Below are 14,519 nucleotides of genomic sequence, written 5' to 3'. Positions count from 1 at the left end.
ACTCCCTGGGCGCGCGAGAAGGTGGAGAGTCTCTACCTCTTCATGCTGCGCGAGCAAGCCCGCGCGGCCCGGCCTCCACGCTCCTGAGGCAACGGGCCAGTCAACCCTGTAGGACAGGGCTGACAGGGTTTGGCCTCATTGGCCGACACCCATCGGCTGCCCTCTCCGATAGAGCCTCATCCCGCCCTCACCGACCATGGCGCTGCCGCTGAGCTACGGCTTGGCGCTTTGATGACTTTGAAAGGACCTCAATGAAACTCAGACCTCAACTGCTGGCGGCATGCATCGCCGGCCTCTTCGCCGTATCGGCTCAAGCTCAAATCTCCGGAAGCGGTGTTTACGTGGGCGGCAGCGTCGGCCAGGCCAAGGTCAAGGGTGGCGATTTCCCTGGCCTCGACAGCACGAAGGCTGCCGGCAAGCTCTATGGCGGCTACGCGTTCAGCCCGATGTTCGGGATGGAACTCGGCTACGTCCAGCTGGGCGACTTCAGCTACAACGGCGGCTCGGTCAAGGCCAACGGCATCTTCCTCGACGCCGTGGGCACTTTCCCGTTCACACCGCAGTGGTCGGGTCTGGCACGCGTCGGCGCCTTTCAGGGCAAGCTCGACGGTGGTGGCATGAGCGACAAGGGCAACTCGTGGAAAGTCGGCGGCGGCGTGCAGTACAACCTGACTCCGAACGCTGCTTTGCGCGCGGAGTACGAACGCTATCGCTTCGACGTGCTGGGCAGCCCGAAGGCCGACATGTTCACCGTCGGCCTGAACTACCGCTTCTGATGTGAAGCACCCCGTGGGCCGGTTTGCTCCGGCTCATGGGGCCTCTCTTCGGCGCCGTCTAGCGGCGCCGGCATGGTGGGGGCGTGGATGCGCACACGCGCTCCGAGCACGCCGACCACCTGCCCTGCGCGCACCTTGCAGGTCTTGCGCAGCTCCTGTTGCCCATCGACCTCGACCTTGCCGCTGGCCACCATGGTCTTGCCCTCACCGCCGCTGCTGGCCAAGCCCGTCACCTTGAGCAAGGTGTCCAGGGTGATGTAGTCGCCGCGCAGCTCGAATTCAATCTGTCTCATGGGTGCCCTCGCCTGATGGGGTTGTCGGCGGAGTTTGCGTCAAACCCATGGCCTGCGCCAGCAAGGCGTATGACTTGCGCCGCACTGCGGGCTCATGCGTCCAGGTGTTGATCACCAGTTCATCGAGCGACAGCTCGGCCGCCAGGCGCTGCAGCTTGTCGACCACTTGGGCCGTGCTGCCGACGAAGGCGCGCTGTCGCATCGGCCCAATGACCTGCATTTCGTCCGCCGTGAAACCGCGCGCTGCGATGACGTCGGGCGACTGCAGCGGGCCCAGCACGCCACGTCCGCGGTCCACGCGCCAGCGCTCGCGGCTCAGCGCGTGGTGCAAGGCTTCTTCTTCGGTGTCGGCCGCCAGCGCCCAGACGCAAATGGTGGCGTGCGGCTTCGGGTGACGCTCGCTCGGCTGATAGAGCCGGTGGTACAGGTCGAGCGCCTGCTCCACCCCCTGGCCATCGACGAAAAAGTACGCGTAGGCATAGGGCAGGCCGAAATGTGCGGCCAGCTGCGCGCCGTAGTCGGAGCTGCCCAGGATCCACACCTCGGGCGCATGCGGCCCTCGCGGGTGTGCGGTGATGCCACGGTGCGGCTCGCTGCGGGTCCATGCCTGCAGGTCACGCACCTGCTCCGGGAAGTGATCTGCCGAGCCGTAGGTGTGCGGGTTCAGCGCCTGGGCGGTGCGCATGTCACCACCCGGCGCGCGGCCCACACCGAGGTCGATGCGCCCTGGCGCCAGGGCCTCCAGCACACGAAACTGCTCCGCCACCTTGAGCGCCGAGTAGTGCGGCAGCATCACCCCCGCGCTGCCGATGCGAATGCGCTGCGTGCGCGCGGCGATGGCCGCCATCAAAATCTCGGGCGCGCTGCCCACGATGGTGGGCAAGCTGTGGTGCTCGCTCAGCCAGAAGCGGTGGTAGCCCAGTGCCTCGGCATGTTCGGCCAGCGAGAGGGTGTCGCGAATGGCAGCGTCTTCGCTGCTCCCGCTCAACGAAATGGATTGATCGAGTACCGAGAGTTTCATCATGGAGCGCCGCATTTTGCTGGTGTATATTCAGCCTACAGGTATACGCAAGACAGTGGTTGTCAGTGATCTTTTCGAACACCGGCCTGGTTCCAGGCCGGTTCCGTCAGACCCCCCCAATAACGTTTCTTGAGTGTCTCTGCATGCGGAGCATGTGCTGCGCATTACTTAAGCAAGAAAGATAGGACTCGTCCATGACGACTCAAACCGGTACCGTGAAGTGGTTCAACGAGAGCAAGGGCTACGGCTTCATCGCTCAAGACGCGGGCGGCGCTGACCTGTTCGCCCACTTCCGTGACATCCAAGGCAATGGCTTCAAGACCCTGCTGGAAAACCAGAAGGTCGAATTCGAAGTCAAGCAAGGCGAAAAGGGTCTGCAAGCCGCGAACATTCGCGTGCTGTAAAACACCTGGCGCCAAGCCAACGTAAAAAACGCGGCTCCGGCCGCGTTTTTTCATGCCTCGCTTTTTGTCTGACAACTGGGCGACATGGGCTCGCCGGCCAGAAGGCTAGGATGCGCCGATTCACCCCGATGGAGACCCTCATGTCCACCCTTGCCACCCTCACCAACCACCAGGTTCGCCTCGCAGCACGCCCCGTGGGCCTGCCCACCAGCGCCAACTGGAGCCACAGCTCCGAGCCGGTGCAAGAGCCTGCAGCCGGCGGCGTGCTGGTGAAAACCTTGAGCCTGTCGCTCGACCCCGCCATGCGCGGCTGGATGAACGAGGGCAAGAGCTACATCCCGCCGGTGGGCATCGGCGAGGTCATGCGCGCCGGTGGCGTGGGTGTGGTGGTCGCATCGAAGAACCCGGCTTTCGCGGTCGGCGACCACGTGAGCTGCAGCCCCGGCGTGCAGGAGTATTGCCTGATCCCTGAGAGCGAGATCAAGCGCTACAGCCTGGCCAAGATCGACCTGCGTGTGGGCTCGCTGACCCAATGGCTCAACGTGCTGGGCATGCCCGGCATGACGGCCTACTTCGGCCTGATGGACGTAGGCCTACCCAAGGCCGGCCAGACGCTGGTGGTCTCGGGCGCCGCCGGTGCCGTGGGCCAGACGGTGGGCCAGCTCGGCAAGATCCTCGGCCTGCGCGTGGTGGGCATTGCCGGCGGCCCGGCCAAGTGCGACTGGGTGGTGCGCGAGCTGGGCTTCGACGCCTGTGTCGACTACAAGGCCGGGAATATCAAGGACACCCTGCGCGAACAGTGCCCCAAGGGTGTCGACATCTATTTCGACAATGTCGGTGGCGAGATTCTCGACACCGTGCTGACCCGCATCACCCGTGGCGCACGCATCGTGATCTGCGGCGCGATCAGCCAGTACAACAACACCACCGCCATCAAGGGCCCGGCGAACTACATGTCGCTGCTGGTCAACCGCGCGCGCATGGAAGGCATGGTGGTGTTCGACTATGCCGACCGTTACCACCTGGCCATCGCCGAGATGGCGGGCTACCTGAAGGCCGGCAAGATGAAGAGCAAGGAAGACGTGGTGATGGGCGGCGTGCAAGCCTTCCCCGACACCCTGCTCAAGCTCTTCAACGGCGAGAACTTCGGCAAGCTCGTGCTGCAAGTGGCTGCGCAGTAGTTGCTCCACCCTAGTCGGGCGGCACAAATGCCGCCCGGGCGCCGTGACGGGCCGCTAGACTGCGCCGTCATGGCCCTGCCCCAGGCTTCGTCGCAACCACTCGCTGCCCCGCCCCTGTGGGCTGCTGCGCTGGATGCGGCTTCCGACCTGCTGGCGCTGCTCGATGAGCGGGGCCGCATCGTCTGGGTCAACGCCGGTTTTTTGCGCTACAGCGGCCATGCAATGACCGATGTGCTGGGCCGTGACGCAGCCCAGTTGCTGGGCGGGGGCGCCTGGCCCACGATCGACACCCTGGCGCAACAGCAGCAGCCGACCGAGCTGCCCTGGCAACACGCCAGCGGGGAGGCGTGCACCGCCATCACCGTCGTCAAGACACTCAGCGCCCCCGAGCAGATGGGCGAGGCCCGGCTGCTCTTGAGCCTGCAAGACCGCACCGAGAACCAACGGCTGAGAGCCGACGCCAGCCACAAGGCCGAGCTGCTCGACATGACGCAGGAGTTCGGCCGCCTTGCCGTCTGGGAGCGCGGCATTCCCGATGGCGTGGGCCGTTGGGATCGCCACATGTTCCGCTTCTTCGACCTGTCGCCCCACGACGGCACGCCCCCTGTCGAAGTGGCCGCCCAACGCATCCACCCCGACGATGGTATGGCCGAGGCTTACCGCGCCTCGACCGATAAGGCTGGTGTGTATGAACACCACTACCGCATCGTCTCGACCAACGGCAGCGTGCGCCGCGTGCACTCGCACTGGGAGGTGAAAAACTCACCCGCGGGTGTGCCCGAACGCGTCATCGGGCTGCTGGTGGACGACAGCGAGGCCTACCGGCTGGCCGACGCCTTCAACAAGGCGAATGCACAGCTCAAGATCGCTGTCGAGCTGGGCAACATCGCAATCTGGCGCCACGACCTCACGGTCAACCGCTTTTTCTACAACGACCATGCGTACCGCATCCTCGGCATCCCGCCGCGGCCCGATGGGCTGTCGCTGGACGAGGTGCGTGCACTGATCCACCCCGACGACATTCCCCAGGTGCAGGCCACCGCCGAGATGTCGTTGCACACCACCGAGCCGGTCGACATGGAGGCGCGCTACCGCCGCCCCGACGGCAGCTGGGTCTACGTGCTGACACGGCGCATGGTTCACCGCGACGACAACGGCACGCCCATCGAGTTCATCGGCGTGGGGCTGGACGTGACCGGCCAGGTGGAAAAGCTGCGCCACGCGAGCGAGCTGGCCACACGGCTCGAGATCGCCGTGAGCGCGGCCGGGGTGGGCGTCTGGAGCCGCGACCCCAAGGAGGCTCGCGCGGCTTGGAACGAACAGATGTTTCGCATCACCGGGCGCCCGCTGCACCTGGGCGGGCCGACGCGCGACGAGTGGATCTACCAGATCGTGCACCCCGCTGACCGCAGCGCGATCCTGAAGGCACGCGCCGAGGTGTCGACCGAGACCATGTCGATCGAGCACGAGTGCCGCATCGTGCGCCCGAGCGGCGAGGTGCGCTGGCTGGTCAACCGCGCGCGGCGCGAGATGCGCGACGGGGTGATGATGGTCTTCGGCGTCACGCTCGACGTCACCGAGCGTGTGCTTGCCGAAGCGGCACTGCGCAGCGTCAACGAGCGCGTGGCGCTGGCCGCACGCAACGTGGGCATGGGCACCTGGGAGTGGGACGTCGCCACTGGCGAGGCCAAGTGGGACGAAGCCATGTTCCGCCTGCGCGGCATGGAGCCGCAGGCCGACGCGCTCAACGCCGTGCAGCGCCTGGCGATGACTCACCCCGACGACGTTGACGCCGTCAAGCGCGAGCTGCGCGAAGCCGCTGGCAACACGGGCCCCACCGCCTATGAATTCCGCGTGGTGTGGCCTGACGGCACGGTGCGCTGGCTGGCCTCGCGCTCCACGCCCGCGCCCGATGCCGACGGCCGCACCAGCCGGCGCATTGGCGTCAACTGGGACGTGACCGACGCCAAAAGCGCCGAGGTGAGCCGCCGCGAGCGTGAAGTGGCGCTGCGCGAGAGCCAGGCCAAATCGGAGTTTCTGTCGCGCATGAGCCATGAGCTGCGCACGCCGCTGAATGCGGTGCTGGGCTTTGCGCAGCTGCTGCTGATCGGCAAGGACGTGCTGCAGCCGCCGCAGCGCGACAAGCTCGCGCACATCCAGTCGGCTGGCGAACACCTGCTGGCCTTGATCGACGACGTGCTCGACCTCTCCAGCCTGGAGAGCAACCCGCTCAAGCTCGACCTGCAGCCGGTACCGCGGGCCGAGGTGCTGCGCGAGGCCTTGCCGCTGGTCGAATCGCTCGCACGCTCGCGGGGGGTGGTGATCCAGGCCGACGCGGTCGATGGCGTGCTGCTGGGTGACCGCACTCGCCTGCGCCAGATGATGATCAACCTGCTGAGCAACGCCATCAAATACAACAAGCAGCAGGGCCGTGTGACGGTCTCCAGCCAGGTGAGCGAGCGCGAGGTCACCTTCCATGTGCAAGACACCGGCCGTGGCATGAACGAAGACCAGTTGTCGCACCTGTTCGAGCCCTTCAACCGGCTCGGGCTGGAGCGTGAAGGCATTGCAGGCACTGGCATCGGCTTGGCGGTGGTGAAGGCCCTGACCACGCGCATGGGCGGCCAGGTCCAGGTGAGCAGCCAGCCCGGCCTCGGCTCCACCTTCGCGGTGCGCCTGCCGCGCGCCCCCGAGGCACGGGTCGAGACCACCGCACCGGCGCCCCCCATCCCCCGCGCGTTGGCACCGGCGCGCAAGGGGCGCCTGCTCTACATCGAAGACAACCCGGTCAACGTGTTGCTGATCGAAGAGCTGATCCGCATGCGCCCGGGCCTCACGCTCGAATCGGCCGGCACCGGCCTCGCGGGCGTGGCCCGCGCGACCACACTGCAGCCCGATCTGATCCTGGTGGACATCCAGCTGCCCGATATCGACGGCTTCGAGGTGCTGCGCCAGATCAAGCTGCAACCAGAGACGGCGCACATCGCCTGCATCGCCTTGTCTGCCAACGCGATGCCGAACGACAATGCCCGCGCCACCGCCGCCGGCTTCAGCGACTACTGGACCAAGCCGATCGATTTCGGCCACTTTCTCGGCGCACTGGACAAGCGCTTTCCGGCGTCCTGACCGCCGCGGGACCTGCGCCAGACCTGCGCCTAACGCAGTCGTAACGCACCGCGGCTCAAGCTGTCACCGGCATCACCTCAATGGGGGGGTGCCACAGCCACCTCCCTAATGCTTGGGAGGGCGTCATGACCCTAACGTGACAGCATGTCGGATCGCTGGGTGGCCCACCCACCGTTGCCATGAACAAACATGCTCTCGAAGGAAAGACCGTGTCCCGATTCAGCCCTGCCGTCCTGTTTGCCACCGTGTTCATCGCCTCTTGTGGCGGCAGTGGAGGTGGCTCGCCACCACCACCGCCACCGCCAGCCACCTTCCAGGTCTCGGGCCAGATCCGGGCGACCGACAACACCGGGGTCGACAGCGACGTCAACGACCCGCTCGCCGCCTTCGCGGCCAATGACACCCCGGCCACCGCCCAGGTGCTGCCCAACCCCGCCACGCTTGCGGGCTATGTGAACGTTGCCGGCTCGGGCGCCATCGGCCGCTCCAGAACCGGTGGTGACGACGTCGACTTCTTCCGCATCGACGCCACCCAGGGCCAGACGGTCTCGCTCGTGGTCGGCAACCCGGTGGACGGCGACATCGACCTCTACCTCTTCGGCGAAAACGGGGCCGAGATTGCCAGATCCACCGGCACCGGCCGGCTCGAATCGGTGCCGATCGCGGTCTCGGGGCGTTATTACGTCGCGGTGGAGGCTTTCAGCGGCAACGGCAACTACGTGCTGAGCCTGGGGCAACCCACGGCGGCCGCCGCCGATGCGAGCGCAGGCGGCGCCTTGCAGAGCAGCGCCGAGTTCGTGCCCGGCGAAATGATCGTGCGCTTCCGCCCGCAGCGCGCCACGGCGCTGCGCGCTGGCAGCCAGCGAGGTGCCCACAGCATCATGGCCGCGCAGGCACTGTCCAAGGTGGCCGGTGCGGACGACGGCGACTGGCTGGTCAAGCTCGACACCCCCGCCACCCACCTGGCCCAGGCGCGCTCGCCGGCAGTGGGGCTGCGGCACAGCAGCAGCACCGCCGCCGTCGGCGCACTCTCGCAGACGCAGTTGAAGGTCGCCACGCTCAGCGCCATCAAGCGCCTGCGCGCCGACCCCGACGTCGAATACGCCGAGCCCAACTACATCCGCCGCGCCAAGGCCGTGCCCAACGACGAGTACTACCGCTTCCAGTGGCACTACCCGCTGATCAACCTGCCCGCCGCGTGGGACATCACCACCGGCAGCAACACCGTCACCGTGGCCGTCATCGACACCGGGGTGCTGCTGGGCCACCCCGACCTGCAGGGCAAGCTGTTGCCGGGGTATGACTTCATCAGCAACGCCGCTTCGGCGCGCGACGGCGATGGCCAGGACAACAACCCCGAGGACGAAGGCGACGCCGAAACCCCCGGGGGCGGCAGCTCCTTCCACGGCACCCACGTGGCCGGCACGGTCGCGGCAGCCAGCAACGACGGCCGCGGTGTGGCTGGCGTGGCCTGGGGCGCGCGCATCATGCCGTTGCGCGTGCTCGGCGCTGGGGGTGGCACCTCGTTCGACATCGCGCAGGCCGTGCTCTACGCCGCCCGCCTGGCCAACAGCTCGGGCACCCTGCCTGCGCAGCGCGCCGACATCATCAACCTCAGCCTGGGCGGCGGCGGCTCGTCGCAGGCCGAGCAGAACGTCTACAACCAGGCCCGCGCCGCGGGCGTGATCATCGTCGCGGCGGCGGGCAACGAAGCCACGGCCACACCGTCTTACCCGGCGTCATACAACGGCGTGGTGTCGGTCAGCGCCGTGAGCATCAACCGCACGCTCTCCAGCTACTCCAACTTTGGCCCCACGGTCGACATCGCAGCGCCCGGCGGTGACGCCGGTGACGTGAACGGCGACGGTTATGTCGACCGGGTGCTCAGCACCTCTGCCGACGACACCTCGGGCCGGGTGGAATACAACTACCAGTTCCAAAACGGCACCTCGATGGCGGCGCCGCACGTGGCGGGTGTGTTTGCCTTGATGAAATCGGTGACCCCCGCGCTCACCCCCGACAACATCGACACCTTGCTGGCGGCCGGCCGCCTGACCGTCGACATCGGCGCCGCCGGGCGCGATAACAGCTTCGGCCACGGGCTGATTGACGCGCTGAAAGCCGTGCAGGCCGCGCAAAACATGGGCGGCACCGCACCTGCCGTGCTGGTGGGCAGCGCCTCGGCGTTCAACTTCGCGCCGGGCACAAGCAGCGACACCTTCACTGTGGCCAACGGCGGCGGTGGCGCGTTGACGGTCACCAGCGTGCAGCTGACACCCGCCGGCAGCTGGCTCAGCGTGACACCACCCGCCGGGGCCTCGGGCCTGGGCACCTACACCGTGAACGTGAACCGCACCGGTCTCGCACCGGGCGCCTATTCGGGCAGCATCCGGCTGGTATCGGCGGCCAACACCGTCACCATTCCGGTGGTGCTGCAGGTGACTGCGGGAGGCACCACCACCAGCTCCGACCTGGGCCAGCAATACATCCTGCTGGTCAACGCCGACACGCTGGACACCGTCTACCAGGTCAGCGCGCGGCCGACCAACGGGGTCTACAACTTTCAGTTCACCAACGTCGCAGCGGGCACCTACCGGCTGTTCGCCGGCAGTGATCCCAACAACGACGACGGCCTGTGCGACGTGGGCGAAGCCTGTGGCGCCTACGTCAGCCTCGACAGCCCGGGGCTGCTCACCATCAACGGCAACCGCAGCGGCCTCGACTTCTTCACCGGCTACGTGACGGCCATCGGCGCTGCGGCGCAAGGCCTTGCCCGGCCGGGGCAGGCGCTGCCAATCAAGCGCTTGCGCTAGGCTGTGGCCATGACAAACCAAACCACCCCTTCGCGTTCGCTCGCCCTCGGCCTGGGGGCCGCCCTGCTGCTGGGCGCGTGCCAGGCACAGGCACCGCAAGCTCCGCCTCGCGAGGCAGGTCTCGATCTGCAGACGCTTCATTCCAGCAACTTGTGCGGCACCGAGCAGGCCTCACTGCGCCCCGTGGCCGACGCGGCGGCGCTGGCGCGCATCGTCACCCCGGCCCACGTCCTGGGTGCCACGCCCAAGACCATCGCGGTCGACTTCACGCGCCGCTCGGTGTTTCAACTCTCGATGGGGCAGCAGCCGAACACCGGCTCCGGCCTGGGCGTCAAGGGCGCCAGCGTCGACGCTCAGCGCCTGACGGTGAATGCGGTGTGGCAGCTGCCCGAGCCGGGTCGCATGTACGCGATGATGGTCACGCAACCCTGCGTGGTCTTCAGCCTGCCACGCGGCGACTACCGCTCGGCGCGTGTGGTCGACCAGAATGGCCAGCAAAGGCTGGCCGTCGAGCTGATCAAGTAGCTGGTCGCGGCGATCTACTGCGCCGCGTCGGCTTCGAGCAGGCCACGCTCGCGCAGCATCGGCTGCACCAGCGGGTCGCGCCCACGGAAAGCGCGATAGGCCTCGCGCGGCTCGCGGCTGTTGCCGCTCGAATAGATGAACTGCCGCAGGCGCTGCGCCACCGACGCATCGAAGGGGTTGCCCGCCTCGGTGAAGGCGTCGTAGCCGTCGGCATCGAGCACCTCGGCCCACAGGTACACGTAGTAGCCTGCGGCATAACCCGAGCCCGCAAACAGGTGCTGGAAGTGCGAGAGCCGGTGGTTCATGCCCACCGCTGCCGGCAGGCCCATGCGTGCAATCTCGGCCTGCTCGAAGGCCGTGATGTCGGGGCCTTCGGCGTCGGTCAGTGCGTGCGCGGCCATATCGACACGCGCCGAGGCCACATAACGCACCGTCTCGTAACCCTGGTTGAAGCGGTTCGCTTCTTCCAGCCGCGTGATCAGCTCGTCGGGGATCGGCTCGTTGGTCAGGTGGTGGCGTGCGTGCTGCTTGAGCACCGCACGCTCGCTCAGCCAGTGTTCAAACAACTGCGACGGCAGCTCGACAAAATCGCGCAGCACGTTGGTGCCCGACAAGCGCTCGTAGGTCACGCTCGAGAGCAGGCCATGCAGGCCGTGGCCGAACTCGTGGAACAGCGTGCGTGCGTCGTCAAAGCTCAGCAGCGTGGGCTCGCCCGGCGCGCCCTTGGCGAAGTTGTTGTTGTTGACCACGATGGGCAACACGCCCTCGGCCGGCGAGCCGCTGTTGCGCGACTGGTTGCGAAACAGCGACATCCACGCGCCACTGCGCTTGCTCGGCCGCGCGAAGTTGTCGTGCAGGAAGATGCCGACCAGGCTGTCGTCGGTGGCCTGCCGCACCTCATACACCTTCACGTCGGGGTGGTAGGCGTGCAGGTCGGGTCTTGCCGTGAAACGCACGCCGAAGAGGCGCTGCGCGCAGTCGAACACCGCGTCGACCATGCGGTCGAGCGGGAAGTAGGGTTTGATCGCCGCTTCGTCGAGGTCGTAGCGGGCCTGGCGCACTTTCTCGGCGTAGTAACGCCAGTCCCAGGCCTCGATCTGCAGCGACTCACCGCGCGACAAGGCCAACGCTTGCAGGGCTTGCTGTTCGGCCTCGGCGCGCTCGCGGGCCGGCGCCCACACCTGCTGCAGCAAGTCGCTCACGGCAGCTTGCGTGCCCGCCATCGTGTCGGCCAGCGCGTAATCGGCGTAGCTCGCGTAACCATGCAGATGCGCCTGCTCGCGGCGCAGTGTGAGGATCTCGCGCGCCACCGGGCGGTTGTCGTGCGCGCCGTCGTGCTCGCCGCGCGACACCCAGGCGCGCCAGGCCTGCTCGCGCAGGTCGCGCCGGTCAGAAAAGGTGAGAAAGGGCACGATGTGCGAGCGCGAGAGCGTGATCACGTGGCCATCGCTCACACCCCGGTCGGCCGCCGCTTGCCGCGCGGCGGCACGCACGAAGTCGGGCAGGCCGCCCAGGTCGCGCTCGTCGCGCAGCACAAGGCGGTAAGCCGACTCATCGGCCAGCACGTTCTGGCTGAAGCGCGTGGTCAGCTCGGCCAGGCCTTGCATCACCTGCGCATAACGCTTTTGTGCGGCCTCGCCGAGCTTGGCACCTGCGCGCACGAAGTCGAGGTGAAAGCGCTCCAGCAAACGGGTCTGCTCGGGCGTGAGGCCCAGCGTGTGGCGCTGCGCATGCAAGGCGTCCATGCGCTGGAACAAACGCGCATTCATGTAGACGACGCTGCTGTGCGCGGCCAGCGGTGCGGCCATCTCGCGCTCCACCGCCTGCAGCTCAGGCGAGGTTTCGCTGGCGGTGAGGTTGTAGAACAGCGCCTCGATGCGCGCCAACAGCCGGCCGCTGCGGTCGAACGCGGCCACGGTGTTGTCGAATGAGGGGGCTTGGGGCGACGCGGCGATGGCGTCGATGTCGGCCAGGTGCTGCGCGATGGCGGCGTCAAACGCCGGCTTGAAATGTTCGGCGCGAACCTCGCCGAAAGGGGGCAGCCCGTGCGGGGTATTCCACGGCTGCACCAACGGGTTGCTTGTGGCAAGTGTCATGGTGCTTCTCTGGTTGGGAGACGCGCCGATTCTAGGGGCCCGCCTTCAGCGGCCGTACCCCTAAGGAGATGAGATCACTTGCCGGCCTTGATGTCCTTGTAGTCGTCTTCCAGGTAGCGACGGCCGTCGCAGGCCTTCGCAAAGGCGGCACGCTGCGCATCCAATGCCTCGACTTGTGCATTGAATTGCGGCACGCGGGCCTGATAGCTGTCGATTGACTTGTCATGCGCCTGCGCGCGCGCCACATAGGCCTCGACGGCTTCCTTGTTGGTGCGATCCAGGCTCACGAGATCATCCTTGAGCGCCGCCGCATTGCGGTCAATCTCGACCATGTCGGCCGCCAGTTGCTGCTTGACCTTGGCAGCCGCGTCGTTCTGACTCTGAATGTTCGTTTGTTGTGCCATGCAGGCACGCAGCTGAGCCATGCTGAGGATCGGGCCACCGGCCTTGCCACCACCGAGTGTGCCTTCGCGCGCTTTGGGCGGAGCGGCGTGCAGCGAGGTGGCTGCCAGCAGCAAGCCGCTGACGAGCAGCGGCACGAGGCGTTGAGTCAAGCTGGCGGGTAGAGGCACAAGGCGCATGTCGGAATCCTTCGGGGCGAGTCTGCGGGCGGCATCATGCCACCGTGCTGTCGCCGGTGTGGCAGCGCGGGCAAACAGCAGCCGGGATAATTTGCAAAGACTCTCACACACGCCGCGCATGAGCACCTTCACTCCTTTGTCCACCCTGCTGGCCGCGCGCACGCGCACCGACGACAAGGTCGGTTTCACCGTGCCCGGAGACTGGCTGCAAGGCCGCACCTCCTTCGGCGGGCTGATCTCGGTGATGGCCGTGCAGGCGATGCGCGACGTGGCCGGTGCTGCGTGGCCCGCCACGGTGCACTTGCGAGCCCTGCAAACCAGCTTCATCGGCCCGGTCACCGCCGGTTCGGTCGAGGTTCATGTGACGCTGTTGCGTGAAGGCAAGAACGTGCGCCAGGTGCAGGCCCTGGTGCGCCAGCAAGGGCAGACGGCCGCACTGCTGCTGGGTGTGTTCGGCGTCGACCGCGCCACCATCGTGCCGGTGAAAGCACCGCAGCGCCCGGCCATCTCGCGCTTGCCCGAAGAGATTGCGCCGCGCTCGTTGCCGCGCGGCATCGGGCCCAATTTCACGCAGCACATGGACATGCGATTCGCCGAAGGGGCGGCGCCGATCTCGGGCCAGGCGAGCGAGATCAGCCGCATCTACCTGCGCCTGAAAGACGAGCCGGTGGCGGTCGACCTGGAGCTGATGACGGTGCTGCTGGCCGACGTGCCGCCCACGCCGGTGCTCAGCATCTTCACCGAGCCCACCCCCGCCAGCTCGGTGTCGTGGGAGCTGGAGCTGCGCCCCCTGGCGCACGCGCCAGATGCCGATGGCTGGTGGCGTGTCGACACCGACGTGCTTGCCGCCGAGGGCGGCTACGTGAACCAGGTCACCCGCTTGTGGGCGCCCGGTGGCGAGCTGGCTTCACTCGGCTACCAGGTGGTCACGGTTTACGGCTGACGGCTTACTCGGCCGCGGCCTTCTTGGCGGCCGGGGCTTTCTTCTTGGCCGCTGGTTTGGCCGCTGTCTTGGCCGTACCTGGCTCGGCTGGCGTGGCGACTTGTGCCAGCGCCTGCGCCAACAGCTCGGCGGTGACGGCATTGATGCCCCCTTCGTGGGTGGCCGCCCGCTCGTGCAGCTGCTTGATCAGCTCGCCAGGCAGCTTGCAGGCAAACGACACCAGCCCGGCCGCCGAGTCGCGCGCGCGGCGCTCGCGCTTGTCGAGCACCTCACCGGCGCCCTGCCCAAAGCGGCTGGACGCACCGCCGGCTTTCATCTGGCCGGTTACCTTCTTGGCGATCATCTTCTCGATGTCAAATTTTTTAATGCTCATGGGATGGCTCCGCGCTGGTTCTCAAGCTCGCGATTGTCACCCCTGGCCGATGGGTTCTAATGCCCGTCCCTCCCCCGACGATTCACCAGCCCATGGCCATCAAGGCGACCATCTACAAAGCCCAGCTGCAGCTGGCCGACATGGATCGCAGCATCTACGGCGACCACAGCGTGACCATTGCGCGCCACCCGTCTGAAACCGACGAGCGCATGATGATCCGCCTGCTGGCCTTTGCGCTCAACGCACCGGCCGACGACCACAACGGCGCACTCGATTTCGCCAAGGACTTGTGGGACGCCGACGAGCCCAGCCTGTGGCAAAAAGACCTGACCGGCCAGATCATGCAGTGGATCGACATCGGCCAGCCCGACGACAAGCGCCTGATGA

General features: G+C 67.0%; 12 protein-coding genes and 2 pseudogenes. 9 read left to right on the top strand and 5 right to left on the bottom strand.

Annotated elements, in window-relative coordinates:
- A pseudogene (locus tag RMO40_RS08155) lies at positions 1 to 87 on the top strand (VF530 family protein); the annotation flags it as partial.
- Positions 88 to 251: 164 nt separating this feature from the next.
- On the top strand, positions 252 to 776 hold the full coding sequence (locus RMO40_RS08150) for an outer membrane beta-barrel protein (protein ID WP_309718862.1): 525 nt from the start codon (positions 252 to 254) through the stop codon (positions 774 to 776).
- Positions 777 to 859: 83 nt separating this feature from the next.
- On the opposite strand, the pseudogene RMO40_RS08145 reads toward RMO40_RS08150, so the two are convergent.
- Together RMO40_RS08145 and RMO40_RS08140 are read right to left on the bottom strand one after the other, a co-directional pair.
- Positions 860 to 1,069: pseudogene (locus tag RMO40_RS08145) on the bottom strand (RNA-binding S4 domain-containing protein); the annotation flags it as partial.
- On the bottom strand, positions 1,056 to 2,090 hold the full coding sequence (locus RMO40_RS08140) for an LLM class flavin-dependent oxidoreductase (RefSeq protein ID WP_309718864.1): 1,035 nt from the start codon (positions 2,088 to 2,090) through the stop codon (positions 1,056 to 1,058). The gene RMO40_RS08140 and the pseudogene RMO40_RS08145, both read right to left, overlap by 14 nt.
- 194 nt (positions 2,091 to 2,284) lie before the next feature.
- On the opposite strand from RMO40_RS08140, the gene RMO40_RS08135 reads away from it, so the two are divergent.
- The 5 genes from RMO40_RS08135 (at position 2,285) to RMO40_RS08115 (ending at position 10,139) form a co-directional block, all read left to right on the top strand.
- Complete coding sequence (locus RMO40_RS08135) at positions 2,285 to 2,494, top strand: cold shock domain-containing protein (RefSeq protein WP_309718858.1); 210 nt, start codon at positions 2,285 to 2,287, stop codon at positions 2,492 to 2,494.
- A gap of 140 nt (positions 2,495 to 2,634) precedes the next feature.
- The gene (locus tag RMO40_RS08130; protein ID WP_309718855.1) at positions 2,635 to 3,675 is read left to right on the top strand and encodes an NADP-dependent oxidoreductase; all 1,041 of its coding nucleotides are present in this window, start codon (positions 2,635 to 2,637) and stop codon (positions 3,673 to 3,675) included.
- A gap of 69 nt (positions 3,676 to 3,744) precedes the next feature.
- The gene (locus tag RMO40_RS08125) at positions 3,745 to 6,801 is read left to right on the top strand and encodes a PAS domain-containing protein (protein WP_309718851.1); all 3,057 of its coding nucleotides are present in this window, start codon (positions 3,745 to 3,747) and stop codon (positions 6,799 to 6,801) included.
- 179 nt (positions 6,802 to 6,980) lie between these two features.
- Entirely contained in the window at positions 6,981 to 9,614 is a 2,634-nt protein-coding gene (locus RMO40_RS08120) for a S8 family serine peptidase (protein ID WP_309718848.1), read from the top strand.
- A gap of 9 nt (positions 9,615 to 9,623) precedes the next feature.
- Positions 9,624 to 10,139, top strand: coding sequence for a protease complex subunit PrcB family protein (locus RMO40_RS08115; protein WP_309718846.1), 516 nt, complete (start codon positions 9,624 to 9,626; stop codon positions 10,137 to 10,139).
- Positions 10,140 to 10,153: 14 nt separating this feature from the next.
- Here the strand turns inward: RMO40_RS08115 and RMO40_RS08110 are convergent, their stop codons facing one another.
- Positions 10,154 to 12,235 carry a M3 family metallopeptidase gene (locus RMO40_RS08110; protein ID WP_309718843.1) on the bottom strand — a complete coding sequence of 694 codons (2,082 nt, stop codon included), beginning with the start codon at positions 12,233 to 12,235 and terminating at the stop codon, positions 10,154 to 10,156.
- A 74-nt stretch (positions 12,236 to 12,309) separates the two neighbouring features.
- Positions 12,310 to 12,948 carry a hypothetical protein gene (locus RMO40_RS08105; protein ID WP_309718839.1) on the bottom strand — a complete coding sequence of 213 codons (639 nt, stop codon included), beginning with the start codon at positions 12,946 to 12,948 and terminating at the stop codon, positions 12,310 to 12,312.
- Between RMO40_RS08105 and RMO40_RS08100 the strand changes: the two genes are divergently transcribed.
- Positions 12,935 to 13,759, top strand: a complete 825-nt coding sequence (locus RMO40_RS08100) for an acyl-CoA thioesterase domain-containing protein (RefSeq protein ID WP_309718836.1) — start codon at positions 12,935 to 12,937, stop codon at positions 13,757 to 13,759. The genes RMO40_RS08105 and RMO40_RS08100 overlap by 14 nt on opposite strands.
- Positions 13,760 to 13,763: 4 nt before the next feature.
- On the opposite strand, the gene RMO40_RS08095 is transcribed toward RMO40_RS08100, so the two are convergent.
- Positions 13,764 to 14,132: a hypothetical protein gene (locus RMO40_RS08095; protein WP_489660127.1), complete on the bottom strand. Its 369-nt coding sequence runs from the start codon at positions 14,130 to 14,132 to the stop codon at positions 13,764 to 13,766.
- A gap of 92 nt (positions 14,133 to 14,224) precedes the next feature.
- Here RMO40_RS08095 and RMO40_RS08090 point away from each other — a divergent pair.
- A partial coding sequence (locus RMO40_RS08090; RefSeq protein WP_309718833.1) for a YaeQ family protein occupies positions 14,225 to 14,519 on the top strand: 295 nt, incomplete at its 3' end.

The organism is Rhizobacter sp. (genome assembly GCF_031412075.1).
Classification (GTDB): Bacteria; Pseudomonadota; Gammaproteobacteria; order Burkholderiales; family Burkholderiaceae_C; genus Rhizobacter.
The sequence above is the reverse complement of the archived record's forward strand: the minus strand, read 5'-3'. Positions and strand labels throughout refer to the sequence as shown.